The organism is Pseudomonas sp. NPDC090592 (assembly GCF_044769185.1).
In the GTDB taxonomy this organism is placed as follows: Bacteria; Pseudomonadota; Gammaproteobacteria; order Pseudomonadales; family Pseudomonadaceae; genus Aquipseudomonas.
This window is the reverse complement of the sequence record NZ_JBIVXJ010000010.1, coordinates 160,525-185,732: the sequence shown is the minus strand read 5'-3', so window position 1 is coordinate 185,732 and position 25,208 is coordinate 160,525. Positions and strand designations below refer to the sequence as shown.

The following is a 25,208-nucleotide window of genomic DNA, read 5'->3' as shown; positions in this document are numbered from 1 at the left end:
CCGACCGCACTTTTTGTATACATTTATAGAAACGCACCAAATAATTTCAAAAAAACGACATTACGCCCTATTCCAGTGCGATTGCTTCTTGGTACATTCCCGAAAAAACCAATAAGCCCAAAACCTTCGGTGAGATGTCTACCATGATCGAATCTGTCGACAATTTCCTTGCGCGCCTGCAACAGCGTGATCCAGGCCAACCTGAATTCCACCAGGCGGTGGAAGAGGTGCTGCGCACCCTGTGGCCATTCCTTGAGGCCAACCCTCACTACCTGCAATCGGGCATCCTCGAACGTATGGTCGAGCCTGAGCGCGCGGTGCTGTTCCGCGTTTCCTGGGTCGATGACCAGGGCAAGGTGCAGGTCAACCGCGGCTACCGCATCCAGATGAGCAGCGCCATCGGCCCGTACAAGGGCGGCCTGCGCTTCCACCCGTCGGTGAACCTCAGCGTGCTGAAGTTCCTGGCCTTCGAGCAGGTGTTCAAGAACTCCCTGACCTCGCTGCCCATGGGCGGCGGCAAGGGCGGCTCGGACTTCGACCCGAAAGGCAAGAGCGACGCCGAAGTGATGCGCTTCTGCCAGGCGTTCATGAGCGAGCTGTACCGCCACATTGGCGCCGACTGCGACGTACCGGCCGGTGACATCGGTGTGGGTGCCCGCGAAATCGGCTTCATGTTCGGCCAGTACAAGCGCCTGGCCAACCAGTTCACGTCGGTGCTGACCGGCAAGGGCATGACCTACGGCGGCAGCCTGATCCGCCCGGAAGCTACCGGCTACGGCTGCGTTTACTTCGCCGAAGAAATGCTCAAGCGCCAGGACAAGCGTATCGATGGCTGCCGCGTGGCGATTTCCGGTTCGGGCAACGTGGCCCAGTATGCGGCGCGCAAGGTCATGGACCTGGGTGGCAAGGTGATTTCGCTGTCCGACTCCGAAGGCACCCTGTACGCCGAAGCCGGCCTGACCGACGCCCAGTGGGATGCGGTCATGGAGCTGAAAAACGTCAAGCGTGGCCGTATCAGCGAGTTGGCCGGGCAGTTTGGCCTGGAGTTCCGCAAGGGCCAGACCCCGTGGAGCCTGCCGTGCGACATCGCCCTGCCGTGCGCCACGCAGAACGAACTGGGCGCCGAAGACGCCCGCACCCTGCTGCGCAACGGCTGCATCTGCGTAGCCGAAGGTGCCAACATGCCGACCACCCTGGAGGCTGTGGATATCTTCCTGGACGCCGGCATCCTGTACGCGCCGGGCAAGGCCTCCAACGCCGGCGGCGTGGCTGTGTCGGGCCTGGAAATGTCGCAGAACGCCATGCGCCTGCTGTGGACTGCCGGTGAAGTGGACAGCAAGCTGCACAACATCATGCAGTCGATTCACCATGCGTGCGTTCACTACGGTGAAGAGGCGGATGGCAAGGTCAACTACGTCAAAGGTGCGAACATCGCAGGCTTTGTGAAAGTGGCTGATGCGATGCTGGCACAGGGCGTAGTCTGATCTTAGGCCGCAGGGGGCCGCTTTGCGGCCCTATCGCGACACAAGGCCGCTCCCACAGGGACAGTGCAGCCTCAAACTCAGTGATACTCCTGTGGGAGCGGCCTTGCGTCGCGATGGGCTGCAAAGCAGCCCCCTGGGCCCTCAGCTTTCACCCTCGATTTCGAGAATCTCGATCACCTGATCCCCCACCGGCCGCCGCCAGACCAACTCATCCCCAGGCCCCGCGCCCAGCAAGGCCCGCCCCAATGGCGACCCCCAGTTGATCAGCCCCCGCCCAGCATCTGCTTCGTCCTCACCCACCAGCTGCACCACCTGTTCCTGATCCTGCGCGTCGACAAACCGCACCCTGCTACCAATCTGCACTTTGCTGCGGGAACTGGCTGCCGGCACCACCTGGGCACTCTGCACCCGCGCGCTGAAGTAACGCAGGTCCCGCTCGGTATCGGCCAGCCGTTGCTTGTCGCCACGCTCACCCTGCGCCTGCAGTTCGCTGCGCAGAGCATTCAGTTCGGCCACGCGCGCCTGCAACTGGCGCAGGCCGTTGGCGGTGACGTAGTTGGGTTGTTCGCTGACGCGTCGCTCTACCGGCTGGTCGGCCTGGGCGGCGGCCTGTTCCTCGTTGACGAATGCTCGGCTCATGCAGGGCCTCCTTGTGCAGGAGACCATCATGGCAGGCCGCCGGTTTCAAGGGATGTCCGTTTGCGACTCAGTTGTGGCGATAAGCCTTGGCGGCGCCACGGTCCTTTTCCTGCTCCCACTCGCGGTCGCGCTGGTCCCAGAACCGTTCGTGGTACTGGCGCTGTTCTTCACTGTTCTGCATGGCGTGGCACTGGCGAAAGCCGTCGTCCCAGCCGGTTTCGTACTGTCGCTCGTGGAGGTAGCGCGGCACGTCCTTGCGGAAGTTGCCCACCATCAGCCCGGCCGCCTGACGACCGCTGCTGCAGCCGTCCTGGAAACCATCGGCATAAGCGGGAGGATAACCACGGTTGACCATCTGTTCATGGGTGGTTTCGCAACCTGACAGCAACAACGCAACGCACACGCCGAACCAGTACCGCGACATGACCACTAAACCCTCCAGTTGATGCTGGCAAGTCTAGGTGGCGATTTGTCGGGGAGGTGTCAAAACAGTGTCAAAGAGTTGGTGGGTCACACTGTTGCCTGTACTGGCCCTATCGCCGGCAAGCCAGCTCCCACAAGATAGCTTCAGGCTTCCAGGCCTGTGCAATACCTGTGGGAGCTGGCTTGCCAGCGATAGGGCCGGTGCAGGCAACCGGCAATTTTCAGTAGTGATACCACTTCAGCTCCAGCATCACTTCGTTCTGCGCCGTGGCCAGGTGGCTGAACTCGCGCGAAGCACTCAAGCGCAACCCCAGGTTCTGGCTGATCTCCCACTGCTGGTTAAGGCTCACACTGCGCCGTACCTCGCCATTGGTGAAGTAATCACCCTTGGCCTCCAGGGTCATGTTGCCCAGCCCGTTGCGCCACAGCAGCCCGCCATTGAACCCTGCGGCCGGGGCAATGAATTCGGCGAAGTCGTTATGGTGCTCGATCCGCACCGTGCCCAGAGCAAAGCCCAGCAAACCATCGGCCAGTTGCCAGGTACCACCGGCGCCACCATTCACATGGCTGACCAGCACCTCGTCGTCGTGTTTGCCAGGCACACGCTCCAGCCCGCCAGCCACTTGCCACGACCAGGGTTTCAGCAGCTGGTTACGGGGTGTCAGCGAGCGGATGGTGGCCAGGTCCAGGCGCTGTACCTGCCAGTCATTGCCCTCGTATTGGCGCACCTTCAGTTGCAGGATCTCGATCTGCGCCCCCAGTGGGAAGCCGTAAGCGTTGTCGTTGAGGTCGTGGTAGGCCATGCGCAGGCCATATTCGGCGTAGGCACGGTCTTCACGGGTGCCCACCCCCAGCTGCCAGGTGCGCGAGTCGTGGCCATCCTCGGGCAGGCCGGGGCGTTCGATCTGCAACGGCGGTGGCGGGTTGCTGTTGATCGCCCGCAGCAGCTCGAAGCTGCGCGTCGCCTGCCCGGGGTCGCGCTCCTGGCCATTGGCCCGGTAACGCTCCAGGCGGTACGCGGCGTCTTGCACGAGTGCTTGCCGTTCACGGGGCAGGGCCTTGAATTCGGGGCTCTGCAATTGAGCGGTGTCGGCACTCACGGCCAGCACCTGTTGCTTTTCGCCGTGGTCCAGGGGCTCGGCGCGGGCCAGCAATTCACGTTCGCGAGAAGGGCGGTAGGTTTCGCTGGCGACCAGGCCGGACTGCTTCACGGCCTTCACGGTGTCGGTGGGGATGGCGGTCAACGGGAACTGCGAGGTCAGGTCCAGGCTCGGCCGGGCAACCTGCAGCAGCTCCAGCAGGCGATACGAGCAGTTTTCGTCGAAGAAGAAGTAGTCGAACTGGACCTGCTTCAACTCCCACACATGCTCGACCATGCGCCCGGTCTCTTCGGGCGTGAGGTCCAGCTGGTACTCCCACAGGTCGCGGTTTTCCAGGCTGCGGTATTCGGAGAGTTTTTCCTGGTAGGGCATCAGCGCGAAAAGCCCCGGGTAACCGCCCATCAGGCCCTTCCATGCGTACAGGATGCTGTTGTCGCTGCCTTCGATGTAGGCACCGAAGTTGATCGCATAGCTCAGCAGCGTAGTGTCGTCGCTGCGGGTGCTGGACTGGTCGATGCGCAGCAGGGTGTGGCCGAACATCGAGGATGGGCTGTTCAGATAGGCCGCCGGGAAGATCAACGCGGCGCTGTGCGGGTCGATCGACTGGTACCAGGTCTTGAATTCCTGGCAGTCCGGTTGCGGCAGGCCTTGCAGGCCGAGCTGTTCACGTAGCCAGCGGGTGCGTGCAGGGAATACACACTGGGCATGCTTGTCGCCGAGGCTGGCGGGGGCATACAGCGCTTCGACCGTGGCTTGCAGCTCCTGGTCGGGGTGGTGCGCACCGTCCTTGGCGAGGAAGAACGCATCATCGTCCACATAACTGCGCCAGCCGCCTAGCTTGGCAGTTTCGTAGTGGCCCAGGGCAATCCAGTAAGGGGTGTTGGCCAGTTGCTGGAGACGACCTTGGTCCAGCACGGGCGCGGCATGAACAGGGGCGCAGGCACACAGCGCCAGCAAAGCGAGGCGTTTGAGCATATCGGGCAACTACTTCTTGACGATGCCGAAAAAGGCGAAACCCGCCCCAGGGTGGGGCGGGAGCAGCAGTGCTTAGGCCTCGGTAGCGTATTTGGCCAGGCGTGGGTCGTTCTTCAGAACGGCCAGGGTGTTGCTGTGGACCGTTTCAGCAGTGACGTCGGCGCTGGTGAAGATCTGGTTGAAGTGCTGGTGGGCGACCGACTGGAAGTAGGTACGGTCTTCCGGGGCTACACCCAGGACCACGGCATAGGTGGTCAGTGCTTCGCCCTGGCCCATGGCCATGTCTTCGGAAAGCTCGTTCATCATGCCGTTCATGGCGAACCACGACTTGCCGCCGTAGGTCAGCGAAGCCTTGGTGGAGCAGCCGTTGGTGCCGGAGGTCATGCCGAAGGTGGCGTTACCGGAGGTGCCGTTGGTGGTGGAAGCCAGGAAGTGCGCCGGCGTGCCGCGCTGGCCTTCGAACAGCATGTTGCCCCAGCCGCAGTTCGGGCCGCCAGGCGCTTCGGCCATGGCGTTCAGCGAGACCACGGTGAACAGAGTACCCAGAAGAATCCGTTTCATAGCATTTGTTCTCTTTGTCTTAACCAAGGGTCAGGGTTTCTGGCAACTCGGTTGCCAGGTCGGGAAAGCATTTCACCCACCCGCGCAGCTTGGAGTTTAGGCACGATCTAAAGGTTGCGTTGTTGATTGCGAAAAATTTGCTGTTACATGACCTGCGCCAGCTGCGACCGGCGCGATATAAAGTCCCGCAGAGCCTTGCAAGGCGCGCTTGGGCAGCGCCAGAATGCTGCGTATCTGCCCCGTCGAAGTAAGGAAACCCAATGCCCGATCCTGTCGCTGCGCGCCTGCGTCTTGCGCCTGAAGCCCTGACCCGGCGTTTCTCCCCCGAGCAGTTTGCCTTTACCAATACCGACGATCTGGAGCCGTTTCGCGGAGTCCTGGGCCAAGAGCGTGCTGTCGAGGCCCTGCAGTTCGGCGTGGCCATGCCGCGCCCCGGTTACAACGTATACGTGATGGGCGAGCCCGGCACCGGGCGCTTCTCGTTCGTCAAGCGCTACCTCAAGGCCGAGGGCAAGCGCCAGCAAACCCCGGCCGACTGGGTGTACGTCAACCATTTCGACGACACCCGCGAGCCCCGTGCCCTGGAATTGCCATCGGGCAGCGCGGGGGCATTCATCGCCGACATGAGCGGGCTGATCGACAACCTGTTGTCGACCTTCCCGGCCGTGTTCGAACACCCGTCGTACCAGCAGAAGAAAGGCGCCATCGACCGCGCCTTCAACCAGCGTTATGACCGTGCCCTGGATGTCATCGAGCGGGCCTCGCTGGAAAAGGACGTGGCGTTGTACCGCGATGCCAGTAACGTCGCCTTCACGCCGATGGCAGACGGCAAGGCACTGGACGAAGCCGAATTCGCCCAGTTGCCGGAAGAGGTACGCGAGCAGTTCCACGAGGACATTGCCCTGCTTGAGGAGCAGCTGAACGAAGAGCTGGCCAGCCTGCCGCAGTGGAAGCGCGAGTCGAACAACCAACTGCGCCAGCTCAACGAAGAAACCATCACCCTGGCCTTGCAGCCGTTGCTGGCCCCGCTGTCGGAAAAGTACGCCGAGAATGCCGCGGTGTGCGCCTACCTGCAGTCGGTGCAGCTGAACCTGCTGCGCACCGTGGTCGAGCAACTGGTCGACGACAGCAAGACCGACGCCGTTGCGCGCAAGCTGCTTGAAGAGCAGTACGCCCCAAGCCTGGTGGTCGGCCACCATGCAGCTGGTGGCGCGCCGGTCGTGTTCGAGCCGCACCCGACTTACGACAACCTGTTCGGCCGTATCGAATACAGCACCGACCAGGGCGCGCTGTACACCTCGTACCGCCAGCTGCGCCCGGGCGCGTTGCACCGTGCCAACGGCGGCTTCCTGATCCTTGAAGCCGAGAAGATGCTGGGCGAGCCGTTCGTGTGGGATGCGCTCAAGCGTTCCCTGCAGTCGCGCAAGCTGAAGATGGAGTCACCGATCGGTGAGCTGGGCCGGGTCGCCACCGTCAGCCTGCAGCCGCAGATGATTCCGCTCAACGTCAAGCTGGTGATTATCGGCTCGCGCCAGCTGTACTACGCACTTCAGGACCACGACTCGGATTTCCAGGAGATGTTCCGGGTGCTGGTGGACTTCGACGAAGACATGCCCATGGTCGACGAGAACCTGGAGCAGTTTGCCCAGTTGCTGCGCACGCGCACCAACGAAGAGGGCATGGCGCCGCTGACCAGCGATGCGGTGGCGCGCCTGGCCACTTACAGCGCCCGCCTGGCAGAGAACCAGTCGCGCCTGTCGGCGCGTATCGGTGACCTGTTCCAGCTGGTCAGCGAAGCCGATTTCATCCGTCAGCTGGCCAGTGACGAAATGACCGACGCCGGGCACATCGAGCGTGCGTTGAAGGCCAAGGCCACCCGCACCGGGCGTGTTTCCCAGCGTGTGCTCGACGACATGCTTGCCGGCATCATCCTGATCGACACCGAAGGTGCGGCCATCGGCAAGTGCAACGGCCTGACCGTGCTGGAGGTGGGGGACTCGGCGTTCGGTATGCCTGCGCGTATCTCTGCCACCGTGTACCCAGGCGGCAGTGGCATCGTCGACATCGAGCGCGAGGTCAACCTTGGCCAGCCGATCCACTCCAAGGGCGTGATGATCCTTACCGGTTACCTGGGCAGCCGTTATGCCCAGGAATTCCCGCTAGCGATTTCTGCGAGCATCGCCCTGGAACAGTCCTACGGCTATGTAGACGGTGACAGCGCCTCGCTGGGCGAAGCCTGTACGCTGATCTCGGCCTTGTCGCGTACGCCGCTCAAGCAGTGCTTCGCCATCACCGGCTCGATCAACCAGTTTGGTGAAGTGCAGGCAGTGGGCGGGGTGAACGAGAAGATCGAGGGTTTCTTCCGCCTGTGCGAGGCGCGTGGCCTGACCGGCGAGCAGGGGGTGATCATACCGCGTGCCAACGTCGCCACCCTGATGCTCGACGAGCGCGTGTTGCAGGCGGTGGAGAACGGCATGTTCCACGTCTACGCGGTCAGCCAGGCTGATGAGGCACTGAGCCTGCTGGTGGGCGAGGAAGCCGGCGTGCTCGATGACCAAGGCCTGTTTACCGAGGGCAGCGTCAATGCCCGAGTGGTGGAACGCCTGCGTGAAATTGCCGAGATGATCAGCGAGGAAGACATCGAGAAGGCTGAAAAGGAGCGCCTGGAAGAGGTGATTGCCCAGGCCAAGCCGGCCTAAGTCAATAAACCGGCGCTAGCGGCTATGTGCTACCGTTCAGCGCCGGTTTTCCATCTTTTTACACGGTTCTTCTATGATGGAACTTAAGGACAGCATCAGCGTTCAGGATGGAAACAGCCTGGGTTCAGGCTGAACAAGGCTTATTGGAGGGGACGCGGCCATGCGCAACCTCAGCCTCACACGCCAGTGCCTGGGCCTGGTGACCCGCATCGAATGCAGCATCCGCCCACTGGCCGGGGACAACGGCATGTGGACGCTGCTGTTCGCCGCCGGCATGGCCGGTGAACAACCTTCCGCAATCAAGGCCCAAGGGCCGTTTCATGGGCCGATGGTGGCCGAATCGGTGCTCAATGCCATTGTCGATAGCCTGACGTTGCACGGGTACCAGGTGGCCGAAGACCCGCAGATCTGGTGCCTGCATTTGCAGGCGCAGTTGCGCAAGATCAATGGCGAGCGGTGTCGGAACCTGGGGGATTACCAGTTTCATCCGGAGACCTGAACGAATGCTGGGGCCGCTTTGCGGCCCGATCGCGACACAAGGCCGCTCCTACAGGGGATCGCGGTCTCTTGTAGGAGCGGCCTTGTGTCGCGATGGGCTGCAAAGCAGCCCCCATTCACCGGGCTTTTGCTGTAACAGGTGGCTGGCTATACTCGCGGTCGTTTTTCCAGTCACCTGACGAGTCCCAAACCCTCCATGGAACGTATTCTTGAAAATGCGATGTATGCCTCGCGCTGGCTGCTCGCACCCATCTACTTCGGCCTGTCCCTCGGCCTGCTGGCCCTGGCGCTCAAATTCTTCCAGGAAGTGGTTCACGTCCTGCCCAACGTCTTCGCCTTGAGCGAAGCTGACCTGATCCTGGTGATCTTGTCGCTGATCGACATGTCGCTGGTGGGCGGCCTGCTGGTGATGGTGATGATTTCCGGCTACGAGAATTTCGTCTCGCAACTGGACATCGACGAGAGCAAGGAAAAGCTCAACTGGCTGGGCAAGATGGATTCTTCGTCGCTGAAGATGAAGGTTGCGGCGTCGATCGTGGCCATTTCGTCCATTCACCTGCTGCGGGTGTTCATGGATGCGCAGAACATCTCCACCGATTACCTGATGTGGTATGTGATCATCCACATGACCTTCGTGGTTTCGGCGTTCTGCATGGGTTACCTGGACAAGCTGACCAAGCACTGAGGCCTGTCAGGCCGCTTCGCAATCCCTGTGGGAGCGGGCAAGCCCGCGAACACCGGCAAGGCCGGTGTCAGCCACCGCGTTGCCTGTTTCGCGGGCACGCCCGCTCCCACAGGGATCGAGGCTAAACGGACGGGCGGTGTTGTTTCTGGCTTGTGATTTCTGCCCGCCTGTACAAAAAATGAGCTCTCATGCGTGGTTCCCATCGCGAGGTGCTCTCATGAACCTGCATCAGCTCAATCTCGAGGCCAGGGCCGGCCATGTCGACGAAGTGAACCTGATCGCCATCGAAGGCGGCGATTATCTTATTGAGGCCCGGCTTAAAGGGCATGCCCATCCGCTGGCTGACATCCGTGGTGAACGCCTGCGTGTACGTTCGGTTGAAGATGCGCGCAAGTTGCTGCAAACCATCCCCATGGTTTCGATGAACCTGGTGCATTGGTCGGTGCAGGACGAAATGTGTGGCATGGGCACACACCCGGAAGAAGACCTGAAGGTGCCGATTTCCCAGCGTTCGGCCTGGTAGCTGCTCGCCGCGCCCCAGTGTGCTAGGCTGCTCGCCCTTTTCATCAAGGGCGCGGCTGCACTGCGCCCTGCAGTGGAGCACGACAATGTCCGAACTCAACCTGTCCACCGACGAAACCCGCGTAAGCTACGGCATCGGCCGTCAGCTGGGCGGCCAACTGCGCGACAACCCGCCACCAGGTGTCAGCCTGGAAGCGATCCTGGCCGGCCTGACCGACGCCTTCAACGGCGCCGACAGCCGCGTCAGCGAAGCCGACCTGTCGGCCAGCTTCAAAGTGATCCGCGACATCATGCAAGCCGAAGCTGCTGCCAAGGCCGAAGCCGCTGCTGCCGCTGGCAAGGAATTCCTGGTCGAGAACGCCAAGCGCGAAGGCATCACCACCCTGGCTTCGGGCCTGCAGTTCGAAGTGCTGACCGCAGGTGAAGGCGCCAAGCCGACCCGCGAAGACAACGTGCGCACGCACTACCACGGCACACTGATCGACGGCACTGTGTTCGACAGCTCCTACGACCGTGGCCAGCCGGCTGAATTCCCGGTGGGTGGCGTGATCGCTGGCTGGACCGAGGCCCTGCAGCTGATGAACGCTGGCAGCAAATGGCGCCTGTACGTGCCGAGCGAGCTGGCTTACGGCGCCCAAGGCGTTGGCAGCATCCCGCCGCACAGCGTACTGGTGTTCGACGTCGAGCTGCTCGACGTTATGTAATACCGCTGGGGCCGCTTTGCGGCCCATTCGCGGGCTCGCCCGCTCCCACAGGTGTCGCGTTAGCTTCCAGGCTTGTGCAGTACTTGTGGGAGCGGGCATGCCCGCGAAGAGGCCGGCCCTGCCGGCTTCAATTCCAGTCTGTTCCCGCAGGGCGCAACGCCCGCGCATAGCAGAACAGAAACAAATTCCGCACCAGCTCCTTGAGCACCCCCGGTTCACTCGAATTCAGCCCGCTCATGTCCAGGTCGCCCTGGTCACGCAGTTCGTCGAGCGCTTCTTCTTCAAGCACCGCGCACACTTCGCCCGTTTCACGATGAAGAATGCGCAGGTAGGGGTGAGGGCGGTCCAGCCAGGCGTCGATCAGATAAGTCATGGCTATTCTCCTTGGATAGCAGTTCCAATGAGAATAATTCTTATTATCAAAATAGCAAGCGCCAATTGGCAGATTTTTGTGTAATCAGACTTTGCGCACGAACTCGGACTTCAGCTTCATGGCGCCGATGCCGTCGATTTTGCAGTCGATGTCGTGGTCACCGTCGCACAGGCGAATGTTCTTGACCTTGGTGCCAACCTTGACCACCAGGGAAGAACCTTTCACCTTCAGGTCCTTGATCACGGTGACGGTGTCGCCGTCCTGCAGGATGTTGCCGACCGAATCCTTTTTCACCACGTCGTCACTGGCCGCCTCGGCGTCGCCGCTGGCCGACCACTCGTGGGCGCATTCAGGGCAGATCAGCTGGGTGCCATCCTCATAGGTGTATTCGGAGGTGCATTTCGGGCAGGGTGGCAGAGTGCTCACTGGGGTTCCTCAAACAAACAGACGGGCGGTAGAAAGCCTGCATTGTAAAAGGTATTTCTGCAGAAGGGATTATGTCCGGACAAAAAGCTTCGCGGGTAAACCCGCTCCCACAGGTACAACACAGGCCCTGAGGCCTGCGATTTTCCTGTGGGAGCGGGTTTACCCGCGAATGAAGGCGACTCGGTCTATCAGTGAGTACGGGCTACAGCAAACTCGCTGAGCTCGACCAGCGCATCCCGATACTCGCTGGCTGGCAGCACTTCCAGGCAGGCAATGGCACGCTTCACGTAATCACGTGCAAGCTCCGCGGTGTACTTCAGTGCGCCCGACTCTTCGACCGCCACGCGAATCTGCTCCAGGTCCTCCAGGCCACCCTTCTGGATCGCCTGGCGTACCAGCGCAGCCTGCTCGGCAGTGCCTTCGCGCATGGTGTAGATCAGCGGCAGGGTAGGCTTGCCTTCGGCCAGGTCGTCACCGACGTTCTTGCCCAGGGTTTGCGAGTCGCCCTTGTAGTCCAGCAGGTCGTCGACCAGCTGGAAGGCCACGCCCAGGTGGTCACCGAAGGTGCGCAGGGCTTCGCGCTGCTCGTCAGTGGCTTCGGCCAGCGCCGCGGCGCTGTGGGTCGAGGCTTCGAACAGCATCGCGGTCTTGCCGCGGATGACTTCCATGTAGACTTCCTCGGTGGTGCTTGCGTCGCGTACCCGCGACAGCTGCAGCACTTCACCTTCGGCAATCACACGGGTGGCCTTGGACAGGATCTGCATGACCGGCATCGAGCCCAGTTCGACCATCATTTCGAACGAGCGCGAATAAAGGAAGTCGCCCACCAGCACGCTCGGTGCGTTGCCCCACAGGGCATTGGCAGTGGAGCGGCCACGGCGCATGCCGGACATGTCGACCACGTCGTCGTGCAGCAGGGTGGCGGTGTGCAGGAACTCGATGGTGGCAGCCAGCAGGCGCAGGTCGTCGCCCTCGCGGCCCAGGGCCTTGCCGCACAGCAGCACCAGCAGTGGGCGCAGGCGCTTGCCACCGGCGGACGTGATATAGTCGCCGATCTTCGATACCAGCGGCACGCGCGAGGTCAGCTGCTTCTTGATGATCTCGTCGACGGCGCTGAAATCATCAGCCACCGCGCGGTAGAAGGTTTGGGGTTGCATCGGCTGCTCCAGTGAGGTTGCGCGGCATGCTAGGTCGCAGGTCCCGGTGTGTCAAGGCGCGGTGCCGGCTGGCCGGGGGCGGTACTTGCAAGCAAAACCCGTGTTGCGTACAATCGCGCACCCTAACTTCCTGGGCAGCACCTGCCTTACGCAATTGCACCGGGCCGTTCCAGCCCTGTGCAGCCATGCCAGCCAATACTCATCATATAAAGCGCTGGGTGAGCAGGATTATCGGAGAAATACCATGTCTTACGCAGTAATCGTTACCGGCGGCAAGCAGTACAAAGTCGCTGAAGGTGAATTCCTCAAGATCGAAAAACTGGAAGTCGCCACTGGCGAATCCGTGACCTTCGATCGCGTTCTGCTGGTCGCCAACGGTGAAGAAGTCACCATCGGTGCTCCAGTTGTTGCTGGCGCTAAAGTAGTGGCCGAAGTCGTTTCGCAAGGCCGCCACGACAAGGTTCGCATCATCAAGTTCCGTCGTCGTAAGCACCACATGAAGCGTATGGGCCACCGCCAGTGGTTCACCGAGATCAAAATCACCGGCATCCAGGCTTAATCCCCTAGATCCCCTGAATTTATTTGGAGAATTGAACCATGGCTCACAAGAAGGCTGGTGGTAGTACTCGTAACGGTCGCGACTCAGAATCTAAACGCCTTGGCGTGAAGATGTATGGCGGCCAGGTTATCAAGCCAGGCAACATCATCGTCCGTCAGCGCGGCACTGAATTCCACGCTGGCTACGGCGTTGGCATGGGCAAGGACCACACCTTGTTCGCCAAGATCGAAGGCGTGATCAAGTTCGAGAAAAAAGGCGAGTTCATGCGCCGTTACGTGAGCATCGTCGCCGCTTAATCGCGACGTCGCTCCAGAAGCCCCGTCATGCGACGGGGCTTTTTCGTTTGTGGTGAGCCTCTTGCAAAGCTGTTTGTCTGGGTTGCCGGCGTTGGTTTCTACGGTCGTACGGGGCCGCCGCGCTCATTTTTGCAAGAGCCTCATGTTTTTGAGTCATTCAGCTCGTCTGCCGACGAGAGGCGGTTTTAATGAAGTTTGTTGACGAAGTATCGATTCGGGTCAAGGCCGGTGACGGCGGCAATGGTTGCATGAGCTTCCGTCGCGAGAAGTTCATCGAGAACGGCGGCCCTAACGGCGGTGACGGTGGTGATGGTGGCTCGGTGTACATGGTTGCCGACGAAAACCTGAACACCCTGGTCGACTACCGCTACACCCGTCACCACGAAGCCCAGCGTGGCGCCAACGGCGGCAGCACCGACTGCACCGGCAAGAAAGGCGACGACCTGTTCCTGCGCGTACCGGTCGGCACCACCGTGATCGACGCCTCCACCCAGGAAGTGATCGGTGACCTGGTGACCCCGGGCCAGAAGCTGATGGTCGCCCAGGGCGGCTGGCACGGCCTGGGCAACACCCGCTTCAAGTCCAGCACCAACCGTGCGCCGCGCCAGACCACCCCGGGTAAGCCAGGTGACCAGCGCGACCTGAAGATGGAAATGAAAGTGCTGGCCGACGTGGGCCTGCTGGGCCTGCCGAACGCCGGCAAGAGCACCTTCATCCGCTCGGTTTCCGCAGCCAAGCCAAAAGTAGCCGACTACCCGTTCACCACCCTGGTGCCTAACCTGGGTGTGGTCAGCGTCGACCGCTGGAAGAGCTTCGTCATCGCCGACATCCCCGGCCTGATCGAAGGCGCTTCCGACGGCGCCGGCCTGGGCATCCGTTTCCTCAAGCACCTGGCACGTACCCGCGTGCTGCTGCACCTGGTCGACATGGCGCCGCTGGACGAAAGCAGCCCGGCCGATGCCGCCGAAGTGATCGTCAACGAGCTGACCCGCTTCAGCCCGTCGCTGGCCGAGCGTGAGCGCTGGCTGGTGCTGAACAAGGCCGACATGGTCATGGAAGACGAGCGCGACGAGCGCGTCCAGGAAGTGGTCGAGCGCTTGCAGTGGGAAGGCCCGGTCTACGTGATTTCGGCCATCTCCAAGCAGGGCACCGAAAAGCTCAGCCACGACCTGATGCGCTACCTCGAAGACCGCGCCGATCGCCTGGCCAACGACCCGGCCTACGCCGAAGAGCTGGCCGACCTCGACCAGCGTATCGAAGACGAAGCCCGCGCCCAGCTGCAGGCCCTGGACGACGCGCGCACTCTGCGCCGTACCGGCGTCAAGAGCGTGCACGACATCGGCGACGATGACGGTTGGGACGACGATTTCGAGGACGACGAAGACGGCCCGGAAATCATTTACGTGCGCGACTGACCGGTTGCAGTACACTAAACGCCGCTCTCTGGAGCGGCGTTTTTGTATCCACGGTATCTACAGATTCGACATAGGTTGGAAGAAGATGCGAAGCAAGGTGACGGGCGCCAAGCGCTGGGTCGTGAAGATTGGCAGTGCGCTGCTGACCGCCGATGGCAAAGGCCTCGACCGGGGTGCCATGGCCGTTTGGGTCGAGCAGATGGTCGCGCTGCGTGAGGCAGGCGTGGAGTTGGTACTGGTCTCTTCCGGGGCCGTGGCTGCCGGCATGAGCCAGCTGGGCTGGACCACGCGACCGAGCGCGATGAACGAGCTGCAGGCGGCTGCCTCGCTCGGCCAGATGCGCCTGGTGCAGGCCTGGGAGTCGAGCTTCGGCGAGCACGGCAAGCACACCGCGCAGATCCTGCTGACCCATGACGACCTGTCCGACCGCAAGCGTTACCTGAACGCCCGCAGCACCCTGCGTACGCTGGTCGACCTGGGTGTGGTACCGGTGATCAACGAAAACGACACCGTGGTCACCGACGAGATCCGTTTTGGCGACAACGACACCCTGGCGGCACTGGTGGCCAACCTGGTCGAGGCCGACCTGCTGGTGATCCTCACCGACCGCGATGGCATGTTCGACGCCGACCCGCGCAACAACCCCGAAGCGCAGCTGATCTACGAAGCCCGTGCCGACGACCCGTCGCTGGACGCCGTGGCCGGTGGCACCGGTGGTGCCCTGGGCCGTGGCGGCATGCAGACCAAGTTGCGCGCTGCGCGCCTGGCCGCCCGCTCCGGTGCCCACACGATCATCATCGGTGGCCGCATCGAGCGCGTGCTGGACCGGCTCAAGGCGGGTGAGCGCCTGGGGACCTTGCTGTCGCCCGAGCGCGGCATGCTGGCTGCGCGCAAACAGTGGCTCGCCGGCCACCTGCAGACCCGTGGCACATTGGTGCTGGATACCGGTGCCGTGCAGGCATTGCGTGAAGCCAACAAGAGTTTGCTGCCGGTCGGCGTAAAGACCGTGCAGGGCAGCTTCCGTCGCGGCGAGATGGTGGTGTGCGTCGGCCCGGATGGTGTTGAAGTGGCCCGAGGGCTGGCCAACTACAGCGCCCTGGAGGCGCAGAAGATCATTGGTCAATCGTCCGACGCTATCGAGTCGATCCTTGGCTACAGCGCTGAGCCTGAGTTGGTACACCGCGACAATCTGGTGCTGGTATGAGCGTGTTCAAGCGGGTGATTACCGTGGCGGCGCTGGCGCTGCCAATACTGGCCGGGGCCGAGGAAATTGGCCAGGTGTCCACCGTGTTCAAGTTCCTTGGGCCGAACGACCGCATCGTCGTCGAAGCGTTTGACGACCCCAAGGTCGAGGGCGTGACCTGCTACCTGTCGCGGGCCAAGACTGGCGGTGTGAAGGGTGGCTTGGGGCTGGCCGAGGACCGTGCGGAGGCGTCGATTGCTTGCCGTCAGGTTGGGCCGATCAACTTCAAGGGTGAGTTGAAGGACGGCGAGGAAGTGTTCAAGGAACGCACCTCGCTGGTGTTCAAGACCATGCAGGTGGTGCGCTTCCTGGACAAGAAGCGCAATACGCTGGTGTACCTGGTGTATAGCGACCGCATCGTCGAAGGTAGCCCGCAGAATGCGGTGACTGCTATCCCGATCTTGCCTTGGGCTCACTGAAAGCCTGGTAGATCGCCGGGAGGCCTTTGGCCTCCATCGCGACACAAGGCCGCTCCTACAGGGGAACGCAGATCCCTGTAGGAGCGGCCTTGTGTCGCGAAAGGGCCGCAAAGCGGCCCCACCTACCTCAGGCCAATTCTTCGGCCTGATCCTCCCGCACAACCGCCTTCACCACATCCAGCCGGCTGATGAACTTCCAGTCCGCTTCGTCGATGTAGATGCCATTCGGCCCGCTACCACCTTCCAGGTCGATCGCCACGTGCGCCGAGACCTGTGGCTTCACGCTCGCCAGAATCGGTACGAAGCCCAGCTGCAAGCTGGTCTCCAGCAGTGCGGCCTGGTTGCGTTCGTCGATGTCCGCCGCCTCATCCAGGTAGTACGGCAGGCGAATGCGCCCGGCCAGGTCGCGGTCCATCAGGTGCAGCAACAGGTACATGTTGGTCAGCGCCTTGATGGTCATGGTAGTGCCGTTGGACGCAGCGCCGTCGATGTCGGCGTGGATGATCGGCTGGCCGTTGACCTTGGTGATCTCGAACGCCAGCTCGAACAGGTCCTTCAGGCCCAGCTGGTTGTGGTTGGCCGCTACCAGGCGTGCCAGGTACTCCTTGGCCTCTTCGTTCTTGTTGTCCTGCTCGGCGCTCTGGGTCAGGTCGAATACCGACAGGGTCTCGCCTTCTTCGTACTGGCCGGCACTGTGGATGATCTGGTCGATGTGCTTGAGCGCTTCCTTGTTCGGCGCCAGCACGACGCGGAAGCTTTCCAGGTTGGAGACCTGGCGCTTGTTGATCTCGCGGTTGAACAGGGCCAGCTGGTGTTCGAGGCTGTCGTAGTCACTGCGGATGTTGCGCAGGGTACGGGCGATGTCGGTGACTGCTGCACGGCGTGCCTTGGCCAGGGTCAGGGCTTCTTCGGTGCGGTGTGCATAGGCGTTCACCAGCAGTTGCAGGCGGCGCTCCATGTCGTCTTCGCTGTCGAACTTGGCCACGCCTTTCAGGCGCACCTGGGCGTACAGCGCCTCGATCTGGTTATCCACCCGCTGCAGGCCCTGCCAGCTGTCCTGGTAATCGTTGAGCAGCGGCAGCAGGTTGTCCATCGAATCGTCGATGGCTTCCATGAACGGCGTGCCGTAGGGCAGGTCGGCCGGCAGCAGCTGGCGACGGCGCAGGGCGTCTTCCAGGGTGCGCTGCTTGGACTCGAGGTCGCCGATTTGCCGGCCGACCAGTTGCAGCTTGGCCGACAGCTGCTGGACACGCTCGGTAAAGGCGTCACTGGAGCGCTTGAGCTCGTCCTGGGCGGCCTCCAGCTGCGACAGTTGCTCGAGCTTTTCCGGCTCTTCGGCGCTCAGGGTTTCGCTGCGGCGGAAGTCTTCCAGCGCCTTCTGCGCGTCCAGTACCTGTTGGTACAGGGTCTCGGTCTGCGCCTTCGAGGCGGTGCGGTCGGCGGTCACGGCCTGCTGGGTCTTGAGCTGCTTCAGCTCTTTTTCCAGGCGCTCTTTCTGGTCGCGCAGGGCGGCGCGATCGGCCAGGGCCTGCAGGGCCGGCGGGTCGATGTGGGTGAGGTCGATGGACAGGCCCGGGGCCTCGAAGCGCTCGCCCTTGAAGCCGTCGAGTACCGCTTCCAGCGATTTTACCCACACGTCGCTGTCGTCCAGCTCGATGCCGCGGTCGCCCAGCGGCAAGCTGAACAGTGCACCGTTGAACAGGCGCATCAGGCGATCGACATCCTGCTGCGAGAACTCTTCGCGCAGGCGGGCATAGCTGTTGTTGTCGGCGTGGTCCAGCTGCTGCTTGACCTGCTTCAGGCGCTTTTCCAGGTCGCGGACACGCTCGTCCAGGTCTTCGGCGCTGAACTGCCGCGACTGGGCCAGGGCGCCGGCCAGTTCGTCATGGGCATCCTTGGCTGCCAGCAGCTGCTGCTCCAGCACCTTGACGTCATCGACCAGGGCAAAGCGGTGCTTGAGCACCGACAGTTCACCCAGCCAACGCTGGATGCCGGTAATTTCCCGCTCCAGGCGCATCAGCTCCTGGGTACCGCCGCGCTGGTCGTTCTGCAAGCGGTCCTGCTCGCCACGGTAGTGCTCGGACTGGATGACCAGCTCTTCCTTGCGCGCCATGGCGTATTCCTGCCAGGTGCCCAGCAGGGTGTCGAGCACGGGCGAAATGCGGTGCAGCTTGCCGCGCAGGATGTCGCGCTGAGCCACGCCACCGGCCAAGGCCTCGACCAGCGGGCCGGCGGCAACCAGGGCGTTGTAGTCCTGCTCCATGCGGCGCACGTCGCGGAAGGCTTCCTCGCACGCGGCAATGTAGTCGACGCTGCCCGAACGCAGGCTGTGCTCGAACGCGTCGAGGAACAGCTGCTTGAGCTTGGCGGCGGTGATTTCGCGCATGTGCAGCAGGTTGATGAACAGCGCGCGGAAGGTTTTCAGGCTTTGCTCGCTGGTGGAGCGCAGCGGGATCATGGTCAGGTCCAGCGGCACTGAAGTGTGGCCGCCAACCAGCAGGCGGCGCAGTTCGTCCGGCTTCAGCTCGTAAGCCTTGATCCCCAGGCGTTCAAGGTTGGTGAACAACTCTTTCTGGCGCAGGCAGGTGTCGTTCTTCTGGTAGTGGGCCAGGTCCAGCTCGCCCTTGTAGGCGAAGAACTGGTGGCCGAAGCCGCCACCCGGGCCGCGGCCGACTACGCCGATCACGTGCGGGCCGTGGGGCAGGCTCAGCTCGCAGAGAATGTACGAGGTGTCGCTGGCGAAGTAGAAACGGCGCGACTGCTCGAGGCTGTACTTGCCGAAGCTCATGTCCGACATGCGCGCCAGGATCGGGAACTGCAGGGCGTTGATCGACGCCGATTTACCCAGGTTGTTGGCACCGTAGACCGACAGCGGGTGCTCCAGCGGGAACAGGCCCAGGCTGTAGCCGGCGGTGTTGAGCAATGCAAAGCGGCGAATGCCGTAGCGTTCCTGGCTCATGCGTCAATCTCCTGTTGCTCTTCACGGATGGCCCGGGCCAGGGCGTCCTCTTCGCTTTCCTCGCCGTCGAACGGGCTGAGGTCGAGCGGGTCGTCGGTGCGGTTGAGTTCTTCGGGGCTTTCTTCCTCGACCAGTACCGGGGTCGGCAGCGGCAGGTCGCTGTGCAGGGTGGCGGCCAGGTCACGGTCTTGCTGCACCGACAGGCACACATCGAGGAAGCGGTGCATCGGCGGAAGGAAGCGGTAGATACCGCCTTCTTCATGGGCAAAGCCCAGCTGGGTCATGCGGCGCAGGATTTTTTCTTCCAGCTCGTCCACGGTCTGCACTTCGGCCTGCAGGAACAGGTCGCGGTACTTGTCCAGCAGCGAGGGCAGCTCGTCACGGCCGATACTGCCGCCGTCGAGCACGGCCATCGGGTCGCGGCCCTGGTCGGCCAGGTGCTCGACCAGGATGAAGGTGAACAGCGACAGCCGCTGCGCGGTCTTGTTCACCTGCGCGGCGGTCATGTCCGGCACGAAGTAGTAGAACCCGCGGGTGTCGCACACCAGCTCGAAGCCCAGGGCTTTGAACAAGGTGCGGTACTGGTCCTGGAAGTTCGACAGCTGGGCGTACAGCTCGGGGTCGCGGCGGCTGACGTGGAAGCCTTTGAACAGCTCGCGGAAGATCGGCGCGAGCTGGGACAGTTCGGAAAGATCAAGATGCATGGGCTGGGCTCGCGTTGGATTCGGTAGGCGCGCTGGTGGCGTCTTCGCGGCTGGAAGTCAGGGCGAACGAGCGCAGGCTGACCAGGTGTTCCTGGGTGGTGTACTCGCGGCGGTCGAGGCGTTCGCGCTTGAAGCGCTTTTCCCGCGACAGGCGCGAGAACCAGTACAGCAGCTCGTCGGTGGCGCCTTCGGGTTCCTGCTCCAGCAGCCAGACCATCAGGTCGGGCAGCGGCAGGGCCTGTTCGCAGCGCTCGGCCATTTCCTTGACCGTGCGCGGTGCGCGGGGCAGGGCGCCGGACTGGGGGTTGTGGGCCTTGGGGAAGCGTGCCGGCTTGGGCTCGAAGCGCGCCAGGGCGTAAACATAGGCCTCGACCTGGCTGGCGCTGCCAAGGAAGGTGCTTTGCGGGCGGGTGAACATTGGCATGGCCGCTTGCGGCACGGCATCGATGCCCTTGCGCCGGATGACCGACAGGGCCAGTGCGGCGCCACGGGTCACGGCGTTGTGCCGGCGGGCTTCTTCACGCAGCGGCAACAGCAGTTCGCGGGCGTGGCGCAGGGTGAGCTGGGCGCTGGTCTGCATTTCCAGGATGCGCGCGTGGGTACGCAGCAGCATGTCGTCGTCGACCAGGTGGCCCAGGCGGGCCTGTTCGCCCAGCAGCTTCAGCAGCACGGTCTCGACCTTGCGCACGCCTTGTTCGAAGGCGCCGTCGGCGTTCACCAGCTGGATCATCGGCTCGACGTATTCGTCCCAGGTGGCCAGTACTTCGGCGTAACGCTGGCGCAGCGGGATCTGGCGGTTGCTGGTCTTGGCGCGTTCGGCCACTGCCACCAGTGCCTGCTCGTCATTGTCGAGTTTTTTAAGCACATCGCGCACACGCATGTCGAGCAGGCGCAGCTGGCGCGCCAGGTCGTCGCTGTCGCGGTTGTCGAAGGCGTCCTGGATGTGGCCGGCAAGGCGCTCCAGGTGCCGCAGGTAGGCTTCGATCTCCAGGCACAGACCCAGCCGGTGTTCGCGGCGCAGGTAGGCGAGGAAGTCGTGGATCTGCGCATTCAGCTCGAAGCGGTTCGGGCTTTTCGCCACCGGGACCAGGATGTCCAGGCGGATCCACACGTCGAGTAGCTGGGTGATGTCCTGCGGGGTGCTTTCGAGCTGCTGGCGGCCCACATGCTGGCGCAACTCGACCAGGCTCAGGGTGCCCTGGTCGAAACGCTCGCACAGCGGCTCGATCAGGGCCCAGTGTTCGGCTAGGGCGCGCAGGACGCGCTTGGGTTCGATCATTGGCTTCGACTCGTTGCCAAGAAAAAGGGGGCGATTGTACTGCATCCGGGGGGGAGGTTTTCACCCCTTGGTCTGTAATGGGGCGTGTATGCCTTTAATTTTGCAGCGCCTGTCAGACCGAGCGCCGCCCGCGCGGCGCTTCGCGGGGCAAGCCCGCTCCCACATTTGTTGCAACGTGCCGAACCTGCAAGTCCATGGTTGTCAGCCTTGGTTGCCCAGACTGGATTTCTCGACTGGCGCATCCGCCGCCCCACCTGTCTTGAGACTTGCGCCAAGGCGGACAACGCCACTTCCACAGGCATGGCCACGTTGCAACAAATGTGGGAGCGGCGGTGCGGCGATCCGACTTGCCCCGCGAAGCGCCGCGCGGGCGGCGCTCGGTCTGACAGGCGCTGCAAAACCCAAGGCATACGCGCTAGAATACCCCCCAATTTTCGCCCCTCGGAACCCCGCCCCTTGCTCACCGAACCCCGTCGCCGCGCCTTCCTTTCCGCCATGCAAGTGGTGCACTGGCTGCCGCGCGCCGAACTGCCGTTCGCCGCACCGTCGCGGCCCGAGCTGTTGTTACCGGTGGCGCCGGTCGACGACATCGATTTCGAGGTCAAGCCGGCGCAGGCTTCAAACGACGCGCCCGCTACGCCCCAGGCCCGTTCCGGTGAAAGGCCGAAAATCGAGATCCCGCGCCCGGGCAGTGCGCCCAAGCCGGCTGCAAAACCCGTCGAGGCCGGCGAACAACCCGCACCGCCACGCCCGGCCCCTGTGCCGCCGCCGCGTTTCTCGCTGCAACTGCTGCGCGCCGGCAGCTGCCTGCTGCTGGTCGAGCTGACCACCGGCCAGCCGTTCCAGAGCCGCGATCCGTCCTACCTGCTGCTCAAGGACATGCTGCGTGCCGCAGGCCTGCCCGACGCCCCGCAGATCATCGGCGAGCCGGTGCGCTGGCCGCTGCTGGTGCGCGGCAACATGGACCAGGGCCCGGATGCCGCGCGCGATTTTGTCCGGGGCTTTGTCCAGGCGCGCCTTGAGGACGCCCCGTGCACCTGCCTGTGGCTGATCGGCCTGCCGGCACTGCGCTTTGCCGCCAATGCCGAGGCCGACGCCTGGTACCAAACCCTGAAGCTCGACGGCCTGGGCGATGCCTGGGCGTTGCCGGGCCTTGAACTGTTGATGGACGAGCCGCAGCGCAAGGCGGACGTCTGGAAAGCCATGCGCCAGCTGATGGCGCGCTGGAAGAGCGTTGAATGAGTGAATCGATCAGTTTCCGCCCGATGACCGAGGCGGATCTGGATGCCGTACTTAAGATCGAATATGCCGCGTTCAGTCACCCCTGGACCCGTGGGATTTTTCAGGATGCGCTCAAGTCGTACGAAGTCTGGCTGATGTTCGACGGCCAGCAGCAGGTTGGCCATGGGGTGATCAACGTGATCATCGACGAGGCGCACCTGCTCAACATCACCGTCAAGCCGGAAAACCAGGGCCGTGGCCTGGGCCTGCGCCTGCTGGAGCACCTGATGGCCCGGGCTTACCAGTTGAATGGCCGCGAATGCTTCCTGGAAGTACGCGCCAGCAACCAGTCGGCCTATCGTTTGTACGAGCGCTACGGTTTCAACGAAATCGGCCGCCGGCGCGACTATTATCCGGTAGCTGGTGGTCGCGAAGACGCCCTGGTGATGGCCTGCACCCTGCTTGAGGACTGACCAGGCACAGCGGCTACCACTATTGGCCTTTTCTTTGTTCTCTATGCACGGATGGATAAAGGATGAAAAAACGGCTTCTGGTGGCGGGCCTGCTGATCGCTGTTGCATCACACGCCGATGAACGCGACCTGTGGATGTTCGCCCAATGGGCAGGCGACCATCAAACCCGGCCCTTCCGTGAAATGCTGGTGGATGCCCGCCTTTACGGCGTAGTGCCTATCCACCAGTTGTTGCGCTCGGCATCGGACTGGAAGCTCTGCCAGGCGTCTCCTTTTGCCGTGCCACCCACCAGCAACTGGCCGGCAGTACGCTCGACCCTTTCGCTGATCAGGACGCTTGATGAGCAAGGTATCCTGCGCCAGTTCGAAGTGGTCTCGGCCTACCGCAACCCACGCCTGAATACCTGCGCAGGTGGTGCTGCCAACAGTGCCCATACCCGCGCTTTCGCCGTCGATATCCTGCTGCCGGCCTGGGCCGACCCCAACCCGCTGTGCCGCTTCTGGCAGCAGTATGGGCAGGCCTGGAGCATGGGCCTGGGGCGCTACCCGTCCGGGCGCATCCATGTGGACACTGCCGGCTATCGGACCTGGGGCGGCGATGGCAGTGCCGGGTCGTCGTTCTGCGTCAAGCCCAAGTGAGCCAGGCAACGCTGGCATTCGCCCGTGACCCATTCGGCGAAACGCTGACGCTTGCCGTTATCTTCAAGGGGTTGTGGGCTAAGCAGGTGGTAGGCCGAGCCATCGCGCACAAAACCGAACGGTGCCTGCAACTGGCCGTTGTCCAGTTCGTCACGCACCATCAGGGCCGAGGCCATGGCCAGCCCCAGGCCGGCGCTGGCGGCCTGGATTGACAGGTAGAAGTGCTCGTAGTCGCTGCGTTCGTCGTGCCGCACCTGCTGGCCGCTCAGGCGCAGCCAGGTGGGCCAGGCGCCGGGGCGGGTAGCGCTGTGCAGCAGGCGCTGGCCTTGCACTTGGGTGGGAGTGTTGGGGCTGCATACCGGGCCGATCCATTCGTCACAGATCTTCTGGTTGTACAGCTGGTTGCCCCAGTGGAAGTCGTCGCGGCGGATTGCCAGGTCGACGCCACTACGGGCGAAGTCCAGCGGCCCACCGGCGGCCACCAGGTGCAGCTGCAGGTCGGGGTGGTCGGCATGGAAGCGGGGGAGGCGCGGGATCAGCCAGCGCATGGCGATGGTTGGCTCGCAGGAGAGCACCAGTACATTGTCGCGGGCCTGATCCTGCAGGCGCTGCACGGCGCCCTCGAGCTGTTCGAAAATCGCCTGGGTGGTGCTTTGCAGGGCACGGCCGGCAGGGGTGAGGAAAATGGCCCGGTTGCGGCGTTCGAACAAGTCCACGCCAAGGTTTTCTTCAAGCAGGCGGATTTGCCGACTGACCGCGCCATGGGTGACGTGCAGGTGCTCGGCGGCGCGCACGAAGCTTTCGGTCTGGGCGGCGATGTCGAAGTAGCGGAAGGCGTTGAGTGGCGGCAGTTTCATGGCATCCCTTTTAACCTGTGCCGGCCTCTTCGCGGGCATGCCCGCTCCCACAGGTCCTGCGCTTTTCTGTGGGAGCGGGCGTGCCCGCGAAGAGGCCAGCTCAGGCGCTATAGCTCTGTGAGAAAAACTATCAGATCTGCCTCACTATAAATCGATTTTTACCCGCCCGTATCATCCCGATAATCCCTGGGTCTGTGCATTTCCATCGCCTATCGAGACCCACCCAATGACCGAACTCATCGCCGTCGCCCTGTTCACCCTGCTCGCCGTCATCAGCCCGGGCGCCGATTTCGCCATGGTCACCCGCAGCAGTTATGCACAGGGCCGCAAGGCCGGCCTTGCCGCTGCTGTGGGTATTGCGCTGGGGGTGCAGGTACATGTGCTGTACACGGTCTTGGGCATTGCCCTGATCATCAGCCAGAACCCACCGTTGTTCCTCACCATGAAAGTACTGGGTGCCGGCTACCTGATCTATCTGGGCTACCAGTCACTGACCAATACCCGGCGTATCAGCCTTGACGGGGTTGGGCCCTCGGCTGCCGGTGTGCTGCAGGCCCTGCGCACGGGCTTTCTGACCAATGCCCTCAACCCCAAGACCATGCTGTTTGTCATCAGCGCCTTCACCCAGGTAGTCCAGCCTGGCAGCCCGCTGGCGCTGGATTTCGCCTATGGCGCGTTCATGTCCTTTGCCCATTGGTTGTGGTTCAGCCTGGTGGCGGTGTTTTTCTCCAGTACTGCATTACGCAAGGCCATGATCGAACGGCAATGGCTGGTGGACCGTGCCATCGGCCTGGCGCTGATCGGGCTTGGCCTTGCGGTAGCGGTAAGCGGAATACGGTGAAGTGTCGATTGCATGACGAGGTGATGGCCATTTAGAATAGAATCATTCCCATTTGCGA

Annotated in this window: 26 protein-coding genes; 15 read left to right on the top strand and 11 right to left on the bottom strand. The window is 62.8% G+C overall.

The window, feature by feature from the left end:
* The first annotated feature begins 143 nt into the window (after positions 1 to 143).
* The gene (gene gdhA, locus ACIQUI_RS11725) at positions 144 to 1,484 is read left to right on the top strand and encodes an NADP-specific glutamate dehydrogenase (protein WP_391132289.1); all 1,341 of its coding nucleotides are present in this window, start codon (positions 144 to 146) and stop codon (positions 1,482 to 1,484) included.
* Between the two features lie 141 nt (positions 1,485 to 1,625).
* Here gdhA and ACIQUI_RS11720 read toward each other — a convergent pair whose 3' ends face one another.
* From ACIQUI_RS11720 to ACIQUI_RS11705, 4 genes are all read right to left on the bottom strand, one after another.
* The gene (locus ACIQUI_RS11720) at positions 1,626 to 2,123 is read right to left on the bottom strand and encodes a GreA/GreB family elongation factor (RefSeq protein WP_403198420.1); all 498 of its coding nucleotides are present in this window, start codon (positions 2,121 to 2,123) and stop codon (positions 1,626 to 1,628) included.
* Positions 2,124 to 2,190: 67 nt separating this feature from the next.
* The gene (locus ACIQUI_RS11715; RefSeq protein WP_403198417.1) at positions 2,191 to 2,547 is read right to left on the bottom strand and encodes a hypothetical protein; all 357 of its coding nucleotides are present in this window, start codon (positions 2,545 to 2,547) and stop codon (positions 2,191 to 2,193) included.
* Between the two features lie 220 nt (positions 2,548 to 2,767).
* Positions 2,768 to 4,621 carry a DUF4105 domain-containing protein gene (locus ACIQUI_RS11710; protein ID WP_403198415.1) on the bottom strand — a complete coding sequence of 618 codons (1,854 nt, stop codon included), beginning with the start codon at positions 4,619 to 4,621 and terminating at the stop codon, positions 2,768 to 2,770.
* Between the two features lie 72 nt (positions 4,622 to 4,693).
* Positions 4,694 to 5,182, bottom strand: coding sequence for a DUF3015 family protein (locus tag ACIQUI_RS11705; RefSeq protein WP_391132281.1), 489 nt, complete (start codon positions 5,180 to 5,182; stop codon positions 4,694 to 4,696).
* A 260-nt stretch (positions 5,183 to 5,442) separates the two neighbouring features.
* On the opposite strand from ACIQUI_RS11705, the gene ACIQUI_RS11700 reads away from it, so the two are divergent.
* From ACIQUI_RS11700 to ACIQUI_RS11680, 5 genes are all read left to right on the top strand, one after another.
* Positions 5,443 to 7,881 carry a Lon protease family protein gene (locus tag ACIQUI_RS11700; protein WP_403198413.1) on the top strand — a complete coding sequence of 813 codons (2,439 nt, stop codon included), beginning with the start codon at positions 5,443 to 5,445 and terminating at the stop codon, positions 7,879 to 7,881.
* A gap of 160 nt (positions 7,882 to 8,041) precedes the next feature.
* The gene (locus ACIQUI_RS11695; protein ID WP_403198411.1) at positions 8,042 to 8,380 is read left to right on the top strand and encodes a hypothetical protein; all 339 of its coding nucleotides are present in this window, start codon (positions 8,042 to 8,044) and stop codon (positions 8,378 to 8,380) included.
* Between the two features lie 195 nt (positions 8,381 to 8,575).
* Positions 8,576 to 9,064: a TIGR00645 family protein gene (locus tag ACIQUI_RS11690; protein ID WP_003247486.1), complete on the top strand. Its 489-nt coding sequence runs from the start codon at positions 8,576 to 8,578 to the stop codon at positions 9,062 to 9,064.
* Positions 9,065 to 9,281: 217 nt separating this feature from the next.
* Positions 9,282 to 9,587, top strand: a complete 306-nt coding sequence (locus tag ACIQUI_RS11685) for a DUF6482 family protein (protein WP_403198409.1) — start codon at positions 9,282 to 9,284, stop codon at positions 9,585 to 9,587.
* An 85-nt stretch (positions 9,588 to 9,672) separates the two neighbouring features.
* The gene (locus ACIQUI_RS11680; RefSeq protein WP_403198406.1) at positions 9,673 to 10,290 is read left to right on the top strand and encodes an FKBP-type peptidyl-prolyl cis-trans isomerase; all 618 of its coding nucleotides are present in this window, start codon (positions 9,673 to 9,675) and stop codon (positions 10,288 to 10,290) included.
* 127 nt (positions 10,291 to 10,417) lie between these two features.
* On the opposite strand, the gene ACIQUI_RS11675 is transcribed toward ACIQUI_RS11680, so the two are convergent.
* The 3 genes from ACIQUI_RS11675 to ACIQUI_RS11665 form a co-directional block, all read right to left on the bottom strand.
* Complete coding sequence (locus ACIQUI_RS11675) at positions 10,418 to 10,663, bottom strand: hypothetical protein (protein WP_016713350.1); 246 nt, start codon at positions 10,661 to 10,663, stop codon at positions 10,418 to 10,420.
* A gap of 84 nt (positions 10,664 to 10,747) precedes the next feature.
* Complete coding sequence (locus tag ACIQUI_RS11670) at positions 10,748 to 11,089, bottom strand: zinc ribbon domain-containing protein YjdM (RefSeq protein ID WP_403198404.1); 342 nt, start codon at positions 11,087 to 11,089, stop codon at positions 10,748 to 10,750.
* A 188-nt stretch (positions 11,090 to 11,277) separates the two neighbouring features.
* Positions 11,278 to 12,246 carry a polyprenyl synthetase family protein gene (locus ACIQUI_RS11665; protein WP_012270433.1) on the bottom strand — a complete coding sequence of 323 codons (969 nt, stop codon included), beginning with the start codon at positions 12,244 to 12,246 and terminating at the stop codon, positions 11,278 to 11,280.
* A 244-nt stretch (positions 12,247 to 12,490) separates the two neighbouring features.
* Between ACIQUI_RS11665 and rplU the strand changes: the two genes are divergently transcribed.
* The 5 genes from rplU to ACIQUI_RS11640 all read left to right on the top strand — a co-directional run bounded on the left by rplU (position 12,491) and on the right by ACIQUI_RS11640 (position 16,178).
* Entirely contained in the window at positions 12,491 to 12,805 is a 315-nt protein-coding gene (gene rplU, locus ACIQUI_RS11660; RefSeq protein WP_003247466.1) for a 50S ribosomal protein L21, read from the top strand.
* Positions 12,806 to 12,843: 38 nt separating this feature from the next.
* Positions 12,844 to 13,101, top strand: a complete 258-nt coding sequence (gene rpmA / locus ACIQUI_RS11655) for a 50S ribosomal protein L27 (RefSeq protein ID WP_003247464.1) — start codon at positions 12,844 to 12,846, stop codon at positions 13,099 to 13,101.
* Positions 13,102 to 13,289: 188 nt separating this feature from the next.
* Positions 13,290 to 14,516, top strand: coding sequence for an Obg family GTPase CgtA (gene cgtA, locus ACIQUI_RS11650; RefSeq protein WP_391132269.1), 1,227 nt, complete (start codon positions 13,290 to 13,292; stop codon positions 14,514 to 14,516).
* Between the two features lie 85 nt (positions 14,517 to 14,601).
* A complete protein-coding gene (gene proB / locus ACIQUI_RS11645; RefSeq protein ID WP_403198400.1) occupies positions 14,602 to 15,720 on the top strand; it encodes a glutamate 5-kinase in 1,119 nt (372 codons plus the stop codon).
* A complete protein-coding gene (locus ACIQUI_RS11640) occupies positions 15,717 to 16,178 on the top strand; it encodes a CreA family protein (RefSeq protein WP_403198397.1) in 462 nt (153 codons plus the stop codon). Before proB ends, ACIQUI_RS11640 begins: the two co-directional genes overlap by 4 nt.
* Positions 16,179 to 16,305: 127 nt before the next feature.
* Here ACIQUI_RS11640 and mksF read toward each other — a convergent pair whose 3' ends face one another.
* From mksF to mksB, 3 genes are read right to left on the bottom strand one after another with little or no spacing between them, the layout of a single operon-like run.
* The gene (gene mksF / locus ACIQUI_RS11635) at positions 16,306 to 19,137 is read right to left on the bottom strand and encodes an Mks condensin complex protein MksF (RefSeq protein WP_391132261.1); all 2,832 of its coding nucleotides are present in this window, start codon (positions 19,135 to 19,137) and stop codon (positions 16,306 to 16,308) included.
* Positions 19,134 to 19,841 (bottom strand): Mks condensin complex protein MksE, encoded by a 708-nt coding sequence (gene mksE, locus ACIQUI_RS11630; protein WP_346643362.1) that lies wholly within the window; start codon positions 19,839 to 19,841, stop codon positions 19,134 to 19,136. The genes mksF and mksE overlap by 4 nt, the downstream gene beginning before the upstream one ends.
* On the bottom strand, positions 19,831 to 21,120 hold the full coding sequence (gene mksB / locus ACIQUI_RS11625; protein ID WP_403198394.1) for an Mks condensin complex protein MksB: 1,290 nt from the start codon (positions 21,118 to 21,120) through the stop codon (positions 19,831 to 19,833). The genes mksE and mksB overlap by 11 nt, the downstream gene beginning before the upstream one ends.
* 456 nt (positions 21,121 to 21,576) lie before the next feature.
* On the opposite strand from mksB, the gene ACIQUI_RS11620 reads away from it, so the two are divergent.
* The 3 genes from ACIQUI_RS11620 (at position 21,577) to ACIQUI_RS11610 (ending at position 23,452) form a co-directional block, all read left to right on the top strand.
* Entirely contained in the window at positions 21,577 to 22,362 is a 786-nt protein-coding gene (locus tag ACIQUI_RS11620; protein WP_403198391.1) for an energy transducer TonB, read from the top strand.
* Positions 22,359 to 22,814, top strand: coding sequence for a ribosomal protein S18-alanine N-acetyltransferase (gene rimI, locus ACIQUI_RS11615; RefSeq protein WP_012316291.1), 456 nt, complete (start codon positions 22,359 to 22,361; stop codon positions 22,812 to 22,814). Before ACIQUI_RS11620 ends, rimI begins: the two co-directional genes overlap by 4 nt.
* Positions 22,815 to 22,876: 62 nt before the next feature.
* Entirely contained in the window at positions 22,877 to 23,452 is a 576-nt protein-coding gene (locus ACIQUI_RS11610) for a D-Ala-D-Ala carboxypeptidase family metallohydrolase (protein ID WP_403198388.1), read from the top strand.
* On the opposite strand, the gene ACIQUI_RS11605 is transcribed toward ACIQUI_RS11610, so the two are convergent.
* Entirely contained in the window at positions 23,392 to 24,309 is a 918-nt protein-coding gene (locus ACIQUI_RS11605) for a LysR substrate-binding domain-containing protein (RefSeq protein WP_403198385.1), read from the bottom strand. The two genes, ACIQUI_RS11610 and ACIQUI_RS11605, sit on opposite strands and share 61 nt — an antisense overlap.
* Before the next feature lie 226 nt (positions 24,310 to 24,535).
* Between ACIQUI_RS11605 and ACIQUI_RS11600 the strand changes: the two genes are divergently transcribed.
* Positions 24,536 to 25,150, top strand: a complete 615-nt coding sequence (locus ACIQUI_RS11600; protein WP_403198383.1) for a LysE family translocator — start codon at positions 24,536 to 24,538, stop codon at positions 25,148 to 25,150.
* Positions 25,151 to 25,208: the final 58 nt, after the last annotated feature.